18 protein-coding genes, 1 tRNA gene and 1 pseudogene are annotated in these 17,921 nt (G+C 40.4%); 12 read left to right on the top strand and 8 right to left on the bottom strand.

Annotated elements, in window-relative coordinates:
* Positions 1–1,123: 1,123 nt before the first annotated feature.
* Both ykgO and R4I06_RS02395 read right to left on the bottom strand, forming a co-directional pair.
* Positions 1,124–1,252, bottom strand: coding sequence for a type B 50S ribosomal protein L36 (gene ykgO / locus R4I06_RS02390; protein ID WP_334413925.1), 129 nt, complete (start codon positions 1,250–1,252; stop codon positions 1,124–1,126).
* A gap of 317 nt (positions 1,253–1,569) precedes the next feature.
* A pseudogene (locus tag R4I06_RS02395) lies at positions 1,570–1,745 on the bottom strand (TAXI family TRAP transporter solute-binding subunit); the annotation flags it as partial.
* 430 nt (positions 1,746–2,175) lie between these two features.
* On the opposite strand from R4I06_RS02395, the gene R4I06_RS02400 reads away from it, so the two are divergent.
* Positions 2,176–2,847, top strand: coding sequence for a hypothetical protein (locus R4I06_RS02400; protein WP_334413927.1), 672 nt, complete (start codon positions 2,176–2,178; stop codon positions 2,845–2,847).
* A gap of 116 nt (positions 2,848–2,963) precedes the next feature.
* Positions 2,964–3,845: an exodeoxyribonuclease III gene (locus R4I06_RS02405; RefSeq protein ID WP_334413928.1), complete on the top strand. Its 882-nt coding sequence runs from the start codon at positions 2,964–2,966 to the stop codon at positions 3,843–3,845.
* Here R4I06_RS02405 and R4I06_RS02410 read toward each other — a convergent pair.
* The gene (locus R4I06_RS02410; protein WP_334413929.1) at positions 3,816–4,883 is read right to left on the bottom strand and encodes a hypothetical protein; all 1,068 of its coding nucleotides are present in this window, start codon (positions 4,881–4,883) and stop codon (positions 3,816–3,818) included. The genes R4I06_RS02405 and R4I06_RS02410 overlap by 30 nt on opposite strands.
* Before the next feature lie 291 nt (positions 4,884–5,174).
* Between R4I06_RS02410 and R4I06_RS02415 the strand changes: the two genes are divergently transcribed.
* Positions 5,175–5,246: transfer RNA gene (locus R4I06_RS02415), tRNA-Met, on the top strand.
* A 124-nt stretch (positions 5,247–5,370) separates the two neighbouring features.
* On the opposite strand, the gene fabG is transcribed toward R4I06_RS02415, so the two are convergent.
* The gene (fabG, locus tag R4I06_RS02420; protein WP_334413930.1) at positions 5,371–6,111 is read right to left on the bottom strand and encodes a 3-oxoacyl-[acyl-carrier-protein] reductase; all 741 of its coding nucleotides are present in this window, start codon (positions 6,109–6,111) and stop codon (positions 5,371–5,373) included.
* 159 nt (positions 6,112–6,270) lie between these two features.
* Here fabG and putA point away from each other — a divergent pair, with 159 nt between their 5' ends.
* The 7 genes from putA to terL all read left to right on the top strand — a co-directional run bounded on the left by putA (position 6,271) and on the right by terL (position 13,415).
* On the top strand, positions 6,271–9,414 hold the full coding sequence (putA, locus tag R4I06_RS02425; RefSeq protein ID WP_334413932.1) for a bifunctional proline dehydrogenase/L-glutamate gamma-semialdehyde dehydrogenase PutA: 3,144 nt from the start codon (positions 6,271–6,273) through the stop codon (positions 9,412–9,414).
* A gap of 168 nt (positions 9,415–9,582) precedes the next feature.
* Positions 9,583–9,885, top strand: a complete 303-nt coding sequence (locus R4I06_RS02430; protein ID WP_334413933.1) for a hypothetical protein — start codon at positions 9,583–9,585, stop codon at positions 9,883–9,885.
* 26 nt (positions 9,886–9,911) lie between these two features.
* The gene (locus tag R4I06_RS02435) at positions 9,912–10,460 is read left to right on the top strand and encodes a head-tail connector protein (RefSeq protein ID WP_334413934.1); all 549 of its coding nucleotides are present in this window, start codon (positions 9,912–9,914) and stop codon (positions 10,458–10,460) included.
* Complete coding sequence (locus R4I06_RS02440; protein ID WP_334413935.1) at positions 10,457–10,840, top strand: hypothetical protein; 384 nt, start codon at positions 10,457–10,459, stop codon at positions 10,838–10,840. The genes R4I06_RS02435 and R4I06_RS02440 overlap by 4 nt, the downstream gene beginning before the upstream one ends.
* Entirely contained in the window at positions 10,827–11,228 is a 402-nt protein-coding gene (locus R4I06_RS02445) for a phage tail tube protein (RefSeq protein ID WP_334413936.1), read from the top strand. Before R4I06_RS02440 ends, R4I06_RS02445 begins: the two co-directional genes overlap by 14 nt.
* A gap of 84 nt (positions 11,229–11,312) precedes the next feature.
* Positions 11,313–11,969 carry a hypothetical protein gene (locus R4I06_RS02450; RefSeq protein WP_334413937.1) on the top strand — a complete coding sequence of 219 codons (657 nt, stop codon included), beginning with the start codon at positions 11,313–11,315 and terminating at the stop codon, positions 11,967–11,969.
* A gap of 33 nt (positions 11,970–12,002) precedes the next feature.
* Positions 12,003–13,415, top strand: a complete 1,413-nt coding sequence (gene terL / locus R4I06_RS02455) for a phage terminase large subunit (RefSeq protein ID WP_334413939.1) — start codon at positions 12,003–12,005, stop codon at positions 13,413–13,415.
* A 486-nt stretch (positions 13,416–13,901) separates the two neighbouring features.
* Here the strand turns inward: terL and ubiG are convergent, their stop codons facing one another.
* Positions 13,902–14,624: a bifunctional 2-polyprenyl-6-hydroxyphenol methylase/3-demethylubiquinol 3-O-methyltransferase UbiG gene (ubiG, locus tag R4I06_RS02460; protein ID WP_334413940.1), complete on the bottom strand. Its 723-nt coding sequence runs from the start codon at positions 14,622–14,624 to the stop codon at positions 13,902–13,904.
* Between the two features lie 57 nt (positions 14,625–14,681).
* A complete protein-coding gene (gene rpiB / locus R4I06_RS02465) occupies positions 14,682–15,131 on the bottom strand; it encodes a ribose 5-phosphate isomerase B (RefSeq protein WP_334413941.1) in 450 nt (149 codons plus the stop codon).
* 264 nt (positions 15,132–15,395) lie between these two features.
* On the opposite strand from rpiB, the gene R4I06_RS02470 reads away from it, so the two are divergent.
* Complete coding sequence (locus R4I06_RS02470; RefSeq protein WP_334413942.1) at positions 15,396–15,629, top strand: hypothetical protein; 234 nt, start codon at positions 15,396–15,398, stop codon at positions 15,627–15,629.
* Positions 15,630–15,942: 313 nt separating this feature from the next.
* Here R4I06_RS02470 and R4I06_RS02475 read toward each other — a convergent pair whose 3' ends face one another.
* Both R4I06_RS02475 and R4I06_RS02480 read right to left on the bottom strand, forming a co-directional pair.
* Positions 15,943–16,896, bottom strand: a complete 954-nt coding sequence (locus tag R4I06_RS02475; RefSeq protein WP_334413947.1) for a malate dehydrogenase — start codon at positions 16,894–16,896, stop codon at positions 15,943–15,945.
* A 65-nt stretch (positions 16,897–16,961) separates the two neighbouring features.
* On the bottom strand, positions 16,962–17,291 hold the full coding sequence (locus tag R4I06_RS02480; RefSeq protein WP_334413944.1) for a dihydroneopterin aldolase: 330 nt from the start codon (positions 17,289–17,291) through the stop codon (positions 16,962–16,964).
* Between the two features lie 66 nt (positions 17,292–17,357).
* On the opposite strand from R4I06_RS02480, the gene R4I06_RS02485 reads away from it, so the two are divergent.
* The coding region (locus tag R4I06_RS02485; RefSeq protein WP_334413946.1) for an RDD family protein at positions 17,358–17,921 on the top strand (564 nt) is incomplete at its 3' end.

Below are 17,921 nucleotides of genomic sequence, written 5' to 3' on the forward strand. Positions count from 1 at the left end.
ACTACAGAAAGGCTTTTCTACAACTGGGGAAGATAGGCCATGTTGCTGTTAGTAATAACATAATTGACTACCATGTTGCATATGGATGAACTATAAACTATACAAGAGCTTTCACGAAGGTAGCAAGGTAAGCCATGATAGCCACGTGCAATAGCACATATAATATATAAGAGACTTGAGTATGATGAAAAGCGCAGGAACCGTAGCAAAGGTCACAACTAGCTGAGGTATAAGACAAGAACTGCGCAATATGCGAAGGTAGGATACAAAAACTATGTGGTAGTACATATGGATAAATATAGTATAAATGTAATACGACGCCATAAAAGAGCTTAACGCAAGCAGCAAAGATAAGAATATAATAGCTATGCGCAGTGGCGTACGTATAAGAAATTCCCATGTAGGTAGGGGCACACAACTGAAGAATGTGGGAGATAATAACCACGAAGCTGTCTATATAAGTAAACTGCCTGCATCGGCACATCTATGAACTAAGTCATCCTGCAGACAGGAGAACTCAAATGAAATCAGCGAAAGTAGGATACAAGAACTATGAGGAGCACATATGGATGACCTATAGTATAAAGGCTATGGTCACACTATAGAAGAACCCCCACGTAACTAGCAAAAGTGGAATACAAGAACCATACACAGCAGCATATATACAAGAGACTATTGGGTGGTGTAAAGCACAAGAGCTGTAGTAGAGATCATACTATGCTAGAGAAAAGCCTTCCTGCAACTGGAGAAGATAAGCCATGCCGTTGTTTGCATTAGTAATAGCACAACCGTTGCATATGGAAAAACTGTAGCAAAGGTCACATCGTGCTATAGAACCTCTCTCCACCATGCAACGCAGAAGTGAAATATAAGAACCTAAATAGCCTATATAGCACATATATAAAGGATAACCGCGTCTGCGAAGAGCAGGAGGCACATTTTAGAAGATGCCCACATACATAGAAGACACCCGTGCCTTCAGTGATCATAGTGAGGCACAAGAATGCCGCAGAGAAGCCACATCACACCGTAAATTCACTTAGCAGACGGACATAGCTCCCGCATACCGAAATTCAAGTTAAAACAACCATGCATATCAAAACTATGCATACCAAGATTCAGATTAATAGCCTTGTCGTGCCTTAAGCCTTGGCCTTTTCTTGTTTATTATGTATATACGCCCCTTCCTGCGTACTATCTTGCAATCTCTGTCTCTAGATTTAGCAGACTTCAACGAACCCATCACCTTCACTGCTATGTTCCTCTCATAAATCCCAATACGATCTGTCACTATGATGAATAGATAGTAGCTGTTACGTCAAGAAAAACCTGACATGGACAAAAGGACATTTTATTTGAATGCTTGTGAGGCATTGCATGCTTCGTGCAATGGCAGTGTGGTTTGTTGCTTTTTGTAGTTTTGTGTTTTTATTTTTGGGTGGCCATACCTTTTTAGGAGCAGTAAAGCGGGACTTTGTCCTTATTGGCATTTAGGTCTATGACTGGTATCGATTACTCTATTGGTGGTGAGGTATGTAAGTTCATAGTTTCTAGTCATTCTAACCCTCTAGCATTTCTAACACCAGTGCCAGGAGCGCCTATGTTCACCCTTTTCCCCTTTATGTCATCTATTGTCTTTATTCCCGAATCCTTCCTAACAGAAATGGTAAAATGCTCTTTGTGCAAGTAGGTTAACAGCCTAAGATTGCTCATAGGGGCACTCCTTCATAGATCCCATTTCCAGTTTGTCTATTCTGTTTTAGAGAAGCACACAACACAAGAGAAGTCTTACGTAAACGCTGAAAAGTATGCATACTTTCTGAGCAGTTTTCCCATCTCCTGAACAAATCTGCACTTGTGGCACTAAAGCGAAAGATACAAAAATCCCTTTATAGTGATATAAAACTACGACCTAGTGACTCTGGTCAACCACAATATCTTGATGACAACACACACTTTCAGCCCCATTGGAACAACTTCATATACTACTTATAGTAATATATTATACGTATATTTACAATATATTAATACTAAATATTAATTTAATACTTGAATATTACGAGAGGTTACTTAACATATTAAGGATAATATGAATGTAATACATTCATATTACGCATAAAGTCCCGAATAGGAGCGATGATTATAGTGCTCAGTATTATTTCGCATATATTGTCTATGGCCTTCAGTAAGAACATGCATGCTTTTCTGCCGTCTCAATATAAGGTTAGCTGCGCCTATAGTCTTGCGCGTAGCGAGCCATTTGGGCTTAAATATCGCACACATATAGGCGATTGGGATGTAAATATCGCGGCTATGCTGCCTATTTTTAATGGCAAGTTATATTATCATGAGCTTGAGTTTAATTCTTCCAAGTTGTCTCCTGTTTTGAGTGGAAATGAGATAGGTAGATCATATCAGCGCGATGTCATAGATGCACTTTTGAGTATTACGGGGGCGAAACACCTTGCAATCGCTGAAATGGAGAATATTTTGAGTGTAAAGGAGCTTTCCTTATCATACGGGCTTACTTCGTACTATATGATAGGTAGAGCCACGAGCTTTTATATCAGTTCGGCTGTCGGATTGGTGAAAATTGTTCAATATCAAGGATTCAGGAGATATACAGAAGATCTCAGTGGATCGATGATGAAGATAAAATTTGGCATATCATACCGTATAAAGCCCGGTATAGAATCCTACGTTGGATATAGCTATAGAAAGGACTTTTGGAAATATGAGACGGATATAATATACGATGAAGATGGAAACAGCGTTTCATATGCTTTTGAGGACTTCAAGTTTCCTAGATATGGATTTGAGATAGGAGTTAAGTTCTTAATATCTTAATCATGAACGTTACATATGAAGATTTGATATGCGGTACTATAAGAGAGTAGGGGTTGTTTTCTTGACATGTTAAGACACAGAAGTTACTCCTTTACTTTAAGAATTCGTATTTGACAATGAGAGTACTAACGTGGAATGTAAATTCCATAAGAAAACGCCTAGATCACCTATGTGACCTACTATCTAGTCGTTCTGTAGATGTTGCAATGCTTCAGGAGATTAAGTGTACTACAGAGCAATTTCCAGAAGATGAGCTCAAATCTATGGGTTACACATGCCGCATTTTAGGACAAAAATCTAGAAATGGCGTAGCCATAGTCAGCAGATTGCCAATTGTCGGCGAGGGTATATCTAATCTGTTTAGTGACGGTGAAAAACTGGAATTCAGCAACTCCATATATTCTCCAGAAGAGTCTAGGTACCTAGAGTGTGTGGTGAGATGTGAAGAGGGCGTAGACATAAGAATAGCAAGTGTGTACGTACCAAATGGCAACGAAGTAAAAAGCGGGTCATTTTACTATAAATTGAATTTCTTAGAAAAGCTGAAATTAAGGCTGAAGGAGATTTTAAAGACCGAAGATTTGCTCGTAGTTGGGGGTGACTATAATGTTGCTCCAGAAAATATTGACGTGTATGACAGCAAACTTCTGGATGGAAAACTATGTTTCCACCTGGAGGAGAGGGCAAAGCTACGCGAGATTTTAAATACCACTGCAGTAGTAGATGCATTCAGAAGCTACAATGGCGACGAGAAGCGTGCATTCAGTTGGTGGAATTACAGAGAAGGTGCATGGAATAATGACAAGGGAATGAGAATAGACGCTATTTTGCTGTCTATGAGGTTGGCAGACAGAATCACAAATTCTCAGATTTTGTCTAACGTTAGGGCCTTAGATTCTCCATCAGATCATGCTCCAGTCGTTTGTGACATCGTAACTGATGACTTGACTTATAGAACATATTCTAACTCACCTATAGTGAGATGCAGTCCACTTTAAACTGCGTCTGCCGTTCTTCTTTCTCAAAAGAGCTCCTGTTGCATGCTCTTTTTTTGCAATTGCTTTTTCTGATTGACTTTCTTTTCTACTACGTTCTCTGGCCTGAATTAGCTTGTTTATGGCATGTTGCCTCAACTTTAGGGACTTATTATCGTCTTCTTTTAGGTCCTTAAAAATCTGAGAGAGATAATTAAGAGATTTTTCCTTCATTGGTTGTTGCAGCTTTTCGTTATATGCACACTTGGTTACCTTTGTAAGATGAGACAAAGCTATAGAAGTAATAGAGATACACATCCATGAGAAGGTAATTGCAAATTCTCCAAAGTGCATATACTTCTCGTCGGATTTTCCCAGGGCTACATACTCAGTGATGAAAAAGGTGCATATGCTCGCTATGCATAGGAGTGCACCGAGCAGTTTCATGCAAGTTTCCACTTTCTCTAGCGGACCTCTAGTAAAATAACCACTTTCAGGAGCAGCGGTCTTCTCTAGATGCAGTATCGCACAAACGTTGGTTATATAAAGTACATCTGCGATGCAACCAAGTATCGGCAAGAAGTTTGGTGGACTCTTCATCAAGAGAATGGACTTCAAGAGTAGCGAAGAGGAAAATATCACTATCATGGCTACGAGTGATGTTCCTACAATTTTGACAAGCTTCTCTGGAGAGCGATGACTATTTTTTTTGCCTGCATTACGTTTAATATAGTTTCTAGCCGCTATTATAGCACACGATAATAGGAGGAGGTGCGCTAAAAGCGTGAAGACTATTGCAGATATCTTGATGGATCTATAACTTACCTTAAGTTTATCTGCAAGGGATATAAAGCCTATGACGTGTAAAGTGGTATTTAAGATACTGGAGATAAGAAAACACACAGTGATGGTGTTGTCTAAAGCTATGTTATTACTAGTATTACCAGTAGATGCGAAATCCCCATCTAGAGAGTTTAAACCATCAGGGTTAATGGCCACAAGAGGGTCTGTAATTTCATCTCCCATAAAGTAATCGTAGGAATTTGACGATTCACCAGCCATACAACCTTACCATGATGAACTATTACTGTGGTTTTTATGTATTCTAACTACAGGTATGCAACCCATGAACACTCTCCATGCCAGGAGAGGAGAAGAAGGCTAGCTCTATGTTAAACATTAAGCAAGCTAGTACATCATATTTTTATTAAAGTACACTTAAGCATAAGGTGGTTATCGTCGTATAGTTGCATAATATTGTACTCTATAGAGACCAAAACGTTATCTAACACATTAAGAATGCTTACTGTGTTGCAAGGATGAGCAAGATATGGTATTCCCACTTGCGTGCTAGGCTAGGTAGCTCAGGGGTAGAGCAGGAGCATCATAATCTCCGGGCCGGGGGTTCGAATCCCTCCCTAGCCACTAGATTGCGTATTGGGAATCATTCACTCACTTATTCAAATCAAGTAGGACATATAGAAGTTTATTAACAGGTCCTATGCACTGTGCCGAGCCGAAATATACCTCTCTGTGCTAATACAAATGATTAGCACATCACCATTCCGCCATTTACGTGTATTGTTTGTCCAGTTATGTAACTGCCTGCGTCACTAACTAAAAACAGCACAGCTGATGCCACTTCTTCCGACGTACCCATCCTTCCCATTGGTATGCTGTTCAAAATGTTTTCGCGCTGCTTTTCTGGAAGTACACCTGTCATTGGGGTGTCAATGAACCCAGGTGCTATACAGTTCACAGTTATGCCCTTAGATGCAAATTCCTGAGCAAATGACTTGCTCATACCTATAATACCAGCTTTTGAAGCGGAATAATTCACCTGTCCGACATTCCCAGTTACCCCTACTACGGAAGATATGTTTACTATTCTCCCTTTCTTATTCTTTAACATGGCGCGACAGGCGCTTCTGTTTATTCTAAATACAGACGTTAAGTTCACTTCAATTACACGTGCCCAATCTTCGTCAGTCATTCTCAGCGACAGCTTATCAAGCGTAATGCCTGCACTACAAACTACGCCATCGACTATTCCAGACAGTAGTTCAGATGCCTTATCAACAATAGCATTGGTTTCTGCGGCGTCGAGAAGATTGCACTGCAGTATATGAACTTCCCCCTGACATGCTGAGGCACTTTCCTGTAGAGCTTCATACCTTGTCCCAGAAAGACAAAGCTTAGCTCCAGCTTTGGAAAGCATAACCGATATAGCCCTGCCTATGCCGCCCGAGGCACCTACAACCAAGAACCTTCTGTTAGAGAGATCAAACATGAGAATAACAAGTCTATGTAACCGCCACATGCTAACTAATTTGTTTGATAACTGCAATATTATTTGCTACCATGAGCCTCGCTCAGGTAGGGTGTTGTTGTTCTCCCTTGGTGGACCTAGAGATCTTTGTGTTTTTTGTATAGGAGATTACGGCATATGATGATGAGTTCTTTGCAGTTACCTGGTGAGCTGCGTAAACGTGTCCAAGGGTTATACAATGCAGATGAAAAGAGTTACGTAAGGTATCTTTCTGAGCGCGCAGAGATTTCTCAAGACTCTAAAATGAGGATATACAATCTCGCTAAGCAGATAATTGAAAAGGTGAGAGGGGGAAATAGGGTATCTTTAATAGACTCCTTTATGCAGGAGTACGGACTTTCTACTGAAGAGGGCGTGGCGCTTATGTGCCTTGCTGAGTCCCTATTGAGAATTCCAGACGAATGCACAATAGATGATGTTATAAGAGATAAAATAGCATGCGCGACATGGAACAAGCACATAGGTGGGTCTTCTTCCATATTTGTGAATGCATCAACCCTTGCGCTCTGCATGGGTGCCAAGGTTTTGAAAGAAGGTACTGAAAGCAAATGGTACAGCGTTCTTGGTAATATGATCAAGAATATGGGTGAGCCCATAATACGAAAGGCTGCGTTGCAGGCGATGTCTATACTGGGACGCCATTTCATTATGGGAAAAAACATAGAGGACGCTGTAGCGAGAAGTAATGCTGCTGGTCAGCTATGCTCTTTTGATATTTTGGGTGAAGCTGCCAGAACTAGAGAAGATTCAGAGAAGTACTTTTCTGCATACATGCAGGCTATAGAGGTAATAGGAAAGGATACTACCGGCGATAGTAACGATGTATCTTCGAGACACGGGATATCGGTGAAACTTTCATCGCTGCACCCTAGGTACGAATTTGTACAGATAGACAATATTATCGACGAAATGGCTTCGAAGGTTCTGAAGTTGGCGCAGCTAGCTAAAGAATATAACATTGGATTGCACATTGATGCTGAAGAGGCGCGCAGGCTCGAGCCTTCCTTGATGATTATAGAAAGAGTGTTCTTAGATCCGTCTCTTGATGGATGGGAAGGGTTTGGAGTGGCTGTGCAGGCTTATCAGAAGCGCGCTTTGGGTGTGTTAGATATGCTTGAAGACATATCATTGAGAGCTAAGCGCAAGATGATGGTCAGGTTGGTTAAGGGCGCATATTGGGATTATGAGATTAAGACTGCGCAGGAATTGGGGTTGGACGGCTATCCAGTGTTTACAAGGAGGGCGTACACGGACATATCATATTTTGCTTGTGTTCAAAGGGTTTTAGGGAAACCTGGTGTCTTTTATCCGTGTTTTGCTACACATAACGCATATGCTCTATCATCAGTTTTGGAAGTTGCTGACAAAGATCATCCAGGTTTTGAGTTTCAGAGGCTTCACGGTATGGCGCAGCATCTGTATGCCTATGTGACAAAAGAAATTGCACCTAATATCAAATGTAGGGTGTATGCACCAGTAGGTGGGTACCAAGAACTTCTGCCTTATTTGGTGAGGAGGCTGTTGGAAAATGGAACAAATAGCTCATTTGTGAATATGATAAATGATTCTGACATTCCTATAGAGCAATTGCTTCTTGATCCATTGGAAAAGGCTAGGTGTTTGGAATATCAGCCTCACTCTTGTATACCACTGCCTGTTGATATCTTTATGGCTGAGAGCAGGCTGAACTCAGCAGGTGTAAATATTTCTGATTCTCTTTCCATGTCTATCTTAGAAGAGGAGATTAAGCCATTCTCTGATGTTTCTTGGAAGGCACAACCTATTGTAGATGGAAAAGAGGAGCAAGGGGGAGAGAGAGTAGAGGTAGAGGTAGTTGCAGATAAGGATAAGAAGCTTGGTGAAGTATGGTTTGCTACGGCAGAGCAGGCGCGTGAGAGCTTGGAAGTGGCGCGTGAGGCACATAGTTCGTGGAGTAAGAAGACAATAGAAGAGAGGGCAGCAATTTTGGAAAATGCTGCAAATCTATTACAGAAGCAGAGAGGGAAATTTGCCTATCTTCTCATCCAGGAGGGGGGCAAGGTAATATCAGATGTGATAGCGGAAATAAGGGAAGCTGTTGACTTTTTGAGATATTATGCTTCGTTGGCGAAGAAGGAGTTTACAGATCCTATTAGGCTTCCAGGGCCGTCTGGTGAAGAGAATTACATGTGCTTTGAAAGTAGGGGTGTATTTGTATGCATATCGCCGTGGAACTTTCCTTTAGCAATTTTCATAGGTCCCATCAGTGCTGCATTGGTTATGGGAAATACTGTTGTGGCTAAACCTGCTGAACAGACTTCGATTATTGCCTATGAAGCTGTGAAGCTCTTGCACGAAGCTGGAGTTCCTAAAGAAGTGTTGCACTTATTGCCTGGTCGAGGTGAGGTGCTAGGGAATCCTTTGGTTACGAGTGAGTTCGTTTCGGGGGTTGTTTTCACGGGTTCCACTGATACTGCAAACATAATTAACAAGAATATTGCTTCTCGAGGCAGGGATATAATTCCTTTCATAGCGGAGACGGGTGGTATTAACGCTATGATTGTTGATAGTTCGGCACTTTTAGAGCAAGTGGTCGATGATGCGATAAAGTCTGCGTTTTTGAGTGCGGGACAAAGATGTTCTTCTTTGAGAGTGTTGTACATACAGGATGACATAGCGGAGAAGCAGATTGATATGCTTATTGGGGCCGTGAAGGAGCTGAAGATGGGTGACCCTATGCTATTGAAAACTGACATAGGTCCGATCATAGATAAGCATTCTGCAGATATGTTGCGTACCTATGTTGCTGATATGACTAAAAAGGCTAAATTGATACACAAGCTAGACATTTCCTATATTAACAATCATGAAGAGAGTAATTTCTTCCCTCCATACATTTTTGAAGTTGACTCTATTAAGCAGGTTCCTAAGGAAATCTTTGGCCCTGTATTGCACATTGTGAGATATAAAAAATCAGATCTGCAAAGCGTGATTGATGACATAAATAGTATGGGTTATGGCTTAACTTTCGCTGTTCATAGCAGAATACAGAGCAATATTGACAATATAGTGAGCAAAGTTTCCGTCGGTAATGTTTACGTGAATAGGAATCAGGTTGGTGCGGTAGTAAGTTCGCAACCTTTCGGTGGAAGAGGTCTTTCGGGCACTGGTCCTAAGGCTGGTGGGCCATATTATCTACACAAGTTTTTGACTGAAAAGACAGTGAGCGTGAACTCTGCTGCCCTAGGCGGCGACGTGTCTTTAGTTTGCTTAGAGGACGATTAAAATTTGTCCTCTCTTTTTTCTAACTTAGAGAGTGAAGCAGCTTATCAAGTTATCAAGAGTGGAGTAGCTGCCCGAATCTATATGCCTCTTCTCTTCTTAAGGAAATTTGCTTCCGGGGTGCGGCTATAAAAATTAAGATGTTTTTATAGTCGCTTTCCAGAGAAGTATATGACAACGGGTACGCACTTTCCTGAGGGACATCTTACTCAGAGTATTTCAAGAGATCAGTACAAAGAACAAGAAGAGAGACTGCAGGACATTTTAAATGCTTCATTGTACAAATTTTCTGAGGTACTACGCGGGGTTTTGGAGGTTGAGTTGCCGAAAATCATAAAGCTCAACTGTTGCGCAGATAACAGTTGTACTGCTATGAAGGATGATAACAGTTTGGAAAAAGAGGGCATAGATACTCTTTCCGAGATTGTGGTAGATATACTGCAAGAAACTTTTAAAAATCTCTCCGAACTTTAGTGGCAACTCAAGTGTTAGAAAATTTTGTGTTTCACATTATACGCAGAGATGCATCTGGTAAGGAGTTTCCCGTAACATTAGAAGAAGTCAAATCATTTTTGGGCATCAACAATAACAAAGAGAATGATCTACTGTTGAGCTTAATTGCAATATGCAGTGAATATGCGCAATGGTACATTGAGAAATCACTCATAAAACAGACATGGGCTATATCTTACACTGCGGACAACATGCCACAAAAAATAAACCTGCCCTTTGGACCGCTTATTGGTGTACTTCTTGTAAAATATGGAAAAGACAGCGATGAACAACTATCAATTGTTCCAGCCAATAGGTATCGTGTAGATATTTTGCAGTCCAGTATTACTTTGTTGGATGTACTTGATGGTACGAAAATTGAAATCACTTATCGGTCTGGTTATGAAACTACGGAGCATATTCCCGTACAGATAAAGTACGGTATATTGCATCATGTTGCTGTTTGCTATAAAAATCGGGACCTAACGGGAAAGGAATGTCTTTCCTTTCTGAAAGAAGTATACCTGCCATTTAAAGATGTAAAATTAATCCTATGATTCTGTATAAAGGCGTTATCGAGCATTTAAGAGCAGACAGTATATTAGCTACCATGCTGAGCAGTGTACATGAACAGACACCGGGTAGCTCAACTGTTGTGCCGTACGTTTACGTGCATTTGCAAGATGTTGAAAGATTAAGAACTTTCGATGGATTATTCTCCAGAATGCGTGTTATTTGCTACGGATTTAGCTTTGATTTAGAGGAGATCACAGTTGTTTCTGAGAGGATAAAGGAGGTGTTAGATAGCTTCTTTACTGAATACAGGGAGCGCTATGCATGTGTTTTTTCCTATCGTGGATACAGGATAAATTGCATACCAAGGCATACTTTTCGGTCAGCTTTGAATTTTGAGGTATTATTCAGTGATAAGTTTTAGTTTTAAAGAAGACAAAAGTGCCAAGTATCTGACTTTACAGGACATAAAAAGCGTGAGATTTGCGCTGCATAATAGAAATAGTAATACGAAGGATACTTTCTCTGATGGATGGAATAACTGTCTCCCCAAAGCTGGTAACAAGCACATCATTTTTAAGGTTAACGGTATATCATGTGGATCTCATGCTGAGCGTATATTGAGAGAGTGTGCATTTTCCAATGCTTCCATAGATTGTGCATTGTCCTCGTCTTTTCATAGTAACGAGGTCATTCACGCAAAATGCTTTGTAGAACTTTATGAGAAGTTCTATGAAGTGGGAGACCTGGAAATTTTTAGTGTTGTGCTGATGAGTAGCGGAATAGTCAATTATTCGTATGATGTGAGATAGAATTATTCTATTAATTTTTTAATAAAATTAACCCTAAGTTTACGCGCCCAAAATAAAATTACCAGGTAACTCAGTGTAATTTGTGTGATGTATAAGGGCGCGGAAATCTGTCCTTCTATTGCCTATAGCACATTATGGAATGGGATATCATTCGGGTGGAGGCAGAGACTAGGCTCACTGAATAACGCGTATCACGGAAGGTGTGCAGGAGTTAGAAGTGTTCTGAGTAAGAGGAATGTTTTAACATGGAGAGAGAGAGTACAGCGAAGTGTTATACATAAACTCAAAAAACCTTTATACGCACGCACACTAAGTACTAGTAGGTTTGATGATAAGCCAGGTAATCGGACAAATGTACGATCCTCACTTCCACTAGACAGACAGCGAGGTGCTGTCGTAACGCTCAGGAAGATGCTTATAGTAGGTATAGCCCATGCGATGGATCCCATACAGCGGGCAGGGCAGACAGCTGAGGCTAACGAACGAGGCGCAATGCGTTATGGCCGCGTAGCAAAGAACGGAAGAGGGAGAAAGGTGGTGCTCAAATCTATTTTAAGTATGCTTATCAAACTATTTCTAGCGCTTATCATTCCAACAATGATTCATAGTGACTTCATTACGGATTGCATAATAAAAAGCATAAAGGCAAGGTTTGCGCCTTCACCAAAACGTAAAAAAAGGGCACGTAAGAAAGGAATATTAAGTAGCAGATGCAACGGAGTACTTTGCTTTAGTAGATAAGTAGAATAAGGCTGCCAACTGAGTTCAAAAGATATGAATTTTCTCCACTTTCTGAAACTTGTTTTTAATACGGTAGCTCCAGATAGTAACTATTCAAGCAATTGGCACATACGAGCCATATCTGATAGGTTAGAAGCCGCCTTCCTAGGCAAAATTAACAGGCTTATCATAAATGTACCTCCGAGATCCATGAAGTCTATTTGTGTGAGTGTAGCGTGGCCTGCCTGGATTTTAGGGTTAAACCCCAAGGCCAGGATCATCACCGCAAGTTACTCAAAGGTTCTGAGTGAAAAGTTGTCTTTAGATACTAGATATGTACTACAATCTCCTTGGTATCAGGAGATATTTCCAGAAGTCACCATATCGAAAGAACAAAACACAAAAAGCAAATTTCAGACTACACAGCTTGGCTACAGATTTGCTACCTCTGTAGGAGGCACAATAACCGGAGAGGGAGGAAGTTTCTTGATCGTAGACGATCCTATGAATCCCTTACAGGCAATGAGTCCTACATACAGGAGGAGGGTATGTGATTGGTTTAGCCAAAGTCTTCTCACTAGACTAAATGATAGGAAAAGGGGAGTGGTGGTGCTGGTAATGCATAGGCTACATAGTGAGGATCTTACAGGGTACTTACTATCAAAGGAAGATAGAAAAAAGTGGCATCACCTTTCACTACCATTAGTATCAACAAGAAGGTCTAAGATTTACTCCTTAAGTAACGTCAAGAAGGATGGTAGGAAAAAGCTTATATATAAGAGAAAAGCTGATGAACCAATAAGAAAAAGTTCCATGGGAATGAGATACATAGATACTTTAAAAAGAGAAGTAGGAATGTATACTTATGCTGCACAATATCAGCAAGCACCTCTTGATGCGCGGTTTAATAAAGGTATTATACAGCGGCATTGGTTCAAGCATTACGATGATGCTGCCTATTATATACATGATTCACACATAATACAGAGTTGGGATACCGCAAATACGGCTAAAAAGGGAAGTAACTACAGCGTTTGTACAACATGGGCTATAATTAATAGAAATTTTTTATTATTGGACGTATGCAGAGTAAAAGAAGAATATAGTGCACTTAAACAACTCGTATTACAACTGCAGTCAACGTGGAAAGCAGCTACTATACTGATAGAAGAAAAGGCTAGTGGATACCAGCTCATACAAGAATTGAGAGAATTTCTGCCAATAATTCCTGTAACCCCATGCGAAAGTAAGCTCACGAGAACATATAGGAGCGTATCCATAATTCAAGGGGGATACGTATTTTTACCGAAAAGGGCAGTGTGGTTAGATAGCTTCGAAGAAGAAGTATGCACATTTCCAGAGTCAGAAACCGACGATCAACTAGACAGCATGACACAAGCACTTTATTGGATGACCAATAGCTATATATCTAATGTACTAGATTCAATACGTGTACGCGAGCTTTGATAGTAGGGAAGAATGAGCCATCTTACACTACAACATTCCGCTGTTCACATAATATATATTATGGAAAATACATAGCTGAAAATAGCTTATGGTAGTGGAAATAAAACAGTATCTCAACTCGAGAACCAAAAGGCAGAAGGACGTATTTTAAACTAGTTTGGAGATGTTATTATAACTAAGAGATAAGAGGCGCGACTGAATATAGTGAAAGAAGAAGATGGCTTGGTTAGGTGCTGCGTTATGGGTTGAGGGAGAAAATGTCAAATGTCAATCGAAAACGGTTACAATATTTGGTTTTCTTATAGAAGTGGCATTGTTATAAGTTAGACTTTAGGAAAATTGCGCGAGCATTTCTATGCTTAGGAATTTAGAGGTCGCCTTACCCGTGTTTTGTGTGGCCCTTTATTTATAGTGGTTCTGAATGCGCGTTCGCCGTTGCGCGCCTTTATGTATTTCTCTGCTCGCTAAAGTAAAGGTGCACGACTACTAGGTTTCTCTAATTTTTTCTGCAGCCAATATATAGTTAACATTTACCTTATCGCCTAATTCCCATTTGTCTTGAAGGATTTTGTAATTGATCCCGGTAATATCCTTTATTGTGATCCCATTCTTATATAGTATTTCCTCAATTTCTGAAGGCTTAAGAAATTTCTTCCAACTATGAGTACCTTTAGGCACCCACCGGAGTATATACTCTGCAGCCAGTATACCGAAGATCATGGAATCTATTGTCCTATTTAATGTGGATAGAAACAACATTCCCCCTTTTTTTAGAAGTTTTGATACATTCTCTAGAAAATGCTCTACGTCTGTTACGTGTTCTGCGACTTCCAGCATCGTTATTACATCATATCTAAGTTCAGATTTGTTAGAGAATTCTTCTATAGAGCTACAATAGTACTTAATGTCTAATCCACAAGATGCGGCATGTCTAGAGGCTACTGATATGCTTTCTTCACTGGGGTCTAAGCCAGAAACACTCATTCCTAATGCCGCCATTGACTCTGTCAAAATTCCGCCACCGCATCCAATGTCTAAGAGGTTAATGTGCTTTCCGAGTTTTTTAGCCGCACTTAAATGCTGAAGGATATACTGAACGCGTACTGGATTTATTTTGTGGAGCATGGAGAAACCTTCACCGTCCCACCATTGAGAAGCCAGAGCAGAAAACTTTTGTACCTCAGGATTGTCATTGTGCGCATGGGTCATAGGTTTTTACCAACTAATAATTCATACACTTTGTAACATGGAAGCCATTCTACCCTTCTACGGGATTATACTAAGCTTTTTAACGCGTTCCAAATGCCTCCCTCCCGAGAATTCAGTGCTAATAAATGTATGTAGTATAGATTTTGCACGATCGGGATCTAAATACCTGGCACCGAGACAAAGTATGTTTGCATCGTTATGTTCACGCGCTAGACGAGATAAGGTTACAGTACTGCATAAAGCTGCTCGTATTTTGGTATTACGATTTGCAGCTATACTCATTCCTATGCCTGTACCACATATCAAAACCCCTATTCCGTTGCCCATGGATACGTTCAATACCACTTCGCGCACACAATCAGGATAGTCAACTGCAGATGTGTTGTGGGGGTCACATCCGAAATCTTCGACGTGATAACCCATATTTTCCAAGTACTTTTTTATAAGAAGCCTAAGTTCGACACCAGCATGATCTGAAGAGATAAAAACCCTCCTCATTGTTAACATTATGGACCCTTACAGAGAACCTGAAACAGATCCACATCATAACTAGCAATAGCACTTTGTACAACAGCATTTTTACTGGCGTAGAAGCTGCAAAAGCCCTGTAACTACACAATGTTTTTGACTAATTTCCCATATATTTTTTTCTTTACAATATTACATTTCAGGAGTAATACCCCTGTTGTATCACACTTATGTGGTGTGTTATTGTTATAGCGACTTGCTGGGTGTTTGTAAGTGGGCCTTCTCAGGAGGCAGGGGGTTTATATGGATACTCAAGATCCTAGTGTTATAATAGAGACCACTCTAGATGATTTGGATATTGCCAGGTCGAAGGCAGAGGCCTTTATACAGGATATAGTGAAGGCTTTTGAGTCGGGTAATCTACCCGAAGCACAGTTCCTATATATGAGGGACCGTGTCGAAAGATTCTTGAAGAAGATATCGCTGTACGAAGGGGTTTTCACAAGCATAAGGGATGCTTATTCTGCTGTTAGATGAGCTTCTCCTTTTAGTTGTATATATGGGGCTGCGTTTTGCGCGCATTGTTTATTCATGCGTAACGTTGCGTGTGTACATGCGTCTATAGGAAGCAACAGTTTGCGCATGTAATCACAGATGTGTGTACTTGTGCAGGCTCTGCATGATACGCCGCCATTTTTAGTAGTAGACTATCGTTTTTGCGGCAATAGCGGTAAAAACCCTAGGTCGAAAAACACAAGCAGAGAGGAGGGCATTATCTCCTGTGCTTTTACGTACCTGTTATTGTTATATATATATATATTGTTATATAGAAGTATCCGGAGGCCCTGTATTATCTAAATGTGTTTACGGACTTACGTATGAGGTCAACCGAGAGATCGAAAAAGTTTCGCTCTTCAGACGTCAAATCAAGATCAATAATCTCTTCTACCCCGTTCTTACCTATTACAACTGGCACGCCTGCAAACAATCCATCCGTTACTCCATACTTGCCACCGTTAAGATAAACCGAACATGGCATGATATCTCTACTGTTCCTTAGATGTGAACGAAGCATCTTCATGCAAGATGCCGCTGGTGCGCAATATGCTGATCCGGTTTTCAGCAATTTGACTATTTCCTCCCCTCCTCTACGCGTTCTTTCTATAATGGCATCTACTCTAGCTTTCTCTAGCCTTCCATCTTCGATCAATTTCTCTATGGAAACACCCGAAACTGTTGAATGCTTGAGTAAAGGGAGCATGAGGTCTCCATGTCCACCTAATACCAAGGATGACACACAAGCAACAGATACATTCATTTCTTGCGCCAAGAACAATGAGAACCTTGCAGAATCTAATACACCAGCCATACCCAAAACCCGGTTAGCAGGAAGTCCAGAATACTTATGCATGCACCATGTCATTACATCCAATGGATTGGTGACAACGATTACAAAGGCGTTAGGACAGTATTTTCCTATGCCCTCTGCAACTTTTTTTATAATTTCCGCATTAGTTGCTCGCAAGTCATCACGGCTCATACCCGGTTTTCTAGGCAGACCAGCAGTAACGACAACCGCATCAGATCCCTCTAAAGCAGCATAATCAGATCCACAAGTAACAGCAATATCAGTTCCACTGATCGTGAGCCCCTGTACGAGATCTAAAAGCTTTCCATTGAGTACTGAATCATCAAGGTCAATGAGTGCTAGCTCACTTACTACTCCCCTTTCAGCTCCTAGCATGTATGCTAATAATCCACCTATATTGCCAACGCCAACTAAGGAAACTTTTGCAGAGCACATATATAAATCCAATACACAAGAAAAAGACACGCCTCATTCTAAATCAGGTAACCACTTTGTCAAGGTCACTCTCCTGCAGTAGTTGCCGTGACTGAAACTCTATGTAAAAACGAGACAGTAGGCTTTGCTAATTTTACGGTGCACTTCAGGATTTTCTGATCTGATTTCAAAACTGCTAGCAAAGCTTCTGTCGCATCTTCTAAAAAATTATACTCAGTATTTTCAAGAAAATCGGTTATCTGCGCCGCAATCACTGTATAGTCTATGATGTCATCATCCCTTGTATAGGATAAAGTTACACTGACCAGCACCTTCTGCCTGAGATTCTTTTCCCAATTATGAATGCCAATGCGCATGTAAACTGCTAACTCTTCTAAGTTTAGATGGAAGATCACAAAAAAACCTCTATAAATGTGTAGTGTAGATACAGGACCACCATCTTATATTTAACTGGGTTTAAGATGCAACGTTTAGAGATACGAAAAATACTATCATGGTTTTTTGAAAGAATACGCTATCCCCTTGGAAAGCCCAAAAAATATTCCGAAGGGGAATTGCACTATATTTCCGGCACTAAAAGGCACATTGGCATACTGATAGATCTAGCTCTTGTAGTTTTTATGTTACAGGTCATATATGCAGGCTTTTTCTTTTTTATTCCGAAAGATGAAGCAACATTCAAAGCAATTGAGAAATATAGAGTGGGTGTAGAATTAAAAAAAGAAGAGAAAATTCTAAAAAATAAATATCTATATAAGGTACTGTCTCTCCAAGTAGCACAGCTTACATTTGTGTTTGTATATCACGTTTATATGTGGGTGCGGTTTGGGGGAACTGTAGGCTGTCTTCTGTTTAGATTGAGAGTAGTAGATGAAGATACTTTAAAACATCTGTCTGTGGCACAGGCTTTAAAGAGAGGAATGTTTTCAGTACTTTCTATCCTTCCCCTAGGATTGGGATTTATATGGGCAAGCTTTAGCACTAAGAAGCAGACATTCCACGATATATTAGCGCACACTGTGGTA

The organism is Anaplasma bovis, assembly GCF_036903315.1.
Classification (GTDB): domain Bacteria; phylum Pseudomonadota; class Alphaproteobacteria; order Rickettsiales; family Anaplasmataceae; genus Anaplasma; species Anaplasma bovis.

Coding starts and splice junctions, on each gene's coding strand:
- R4I06_RS02400 (WP_334413927.1), top strand. CDS start 2,176: ATGGCCTTCAGTAAGAACATGCATGCTTTTCTGCCGTCTCAATATAAG.
- terL (WP_334413939.1), top strand. CDS start 12,003: ATGAATTTTCTCCACTTTCTGAAACTTGTTTTTAATACGGTAGCTCCA.
- R4I06_RS02470 (WP_334413942.1), top strand. CDS start 15,396: ATGGATACTCAAGATCCTAGTGTTATAATAGAGACCACTCTAGATGAT.
- R4I06_RS02405 (WP_334413928.1), top strand. CDS start 2,964: ATGAGAGTACTAACGTGGAATGTAAATTCCATAAGAAAACGCCTAGAT.
- R4I06_RS02410 (WP_334413929.1), bottom strand. CDS start 4,883: ATGGCTGGTGAATCGTCAAATTCCTACGATTACTTTATGGGAGATGAA.
- rpiB (WP_334413941.1), bottom strand. CDS start 15,131: ATGTTAACAATGAGGAGGGTTTTTATCTCTTCAGATCATGCTGGTGTC.
- fabG (WP_334413930.1), bottom strand. CDS start 6,111: ATGTTTGATCTCTCTAACAGAAGGTTCTTGGTTGTAGGTGCCTCGGGC.
- R4I06_RS02430 (WP_334413933.1), top strand. CDS start 9,583: ATGACAACGGGTACGCACTTTCCTGAGGGACATCTTACTCAGAGTATT.
- putA (WP_334413932.1), top strand. CDS start 6,271: ATGATGAGTTCTTTGCAGTTACCTGGTGAGCTGCGTAAACGTGTCCAA.
- R4I06_RS02440 (WP_334413935.1), top strand. CDS start 10,457: ATGATTCTGTATAAAGGCGTTATCGAGCATTTAAGAGCAGACAGTATA.
- ubiG (WP_334413940.1), bottom strand. CDS start 14,624: ATGACCCATGCGCACAATGACAATCCTGAGGTACAAAAGTTTTCTGCT.
- R4I06_RS02475 (WP_334413947.1), bottom strand. CDS start 16,896: ATGTGCTCTGCAAAAGTTTCCTTAGTTGGCGTTGGCAATATAGGTGGA.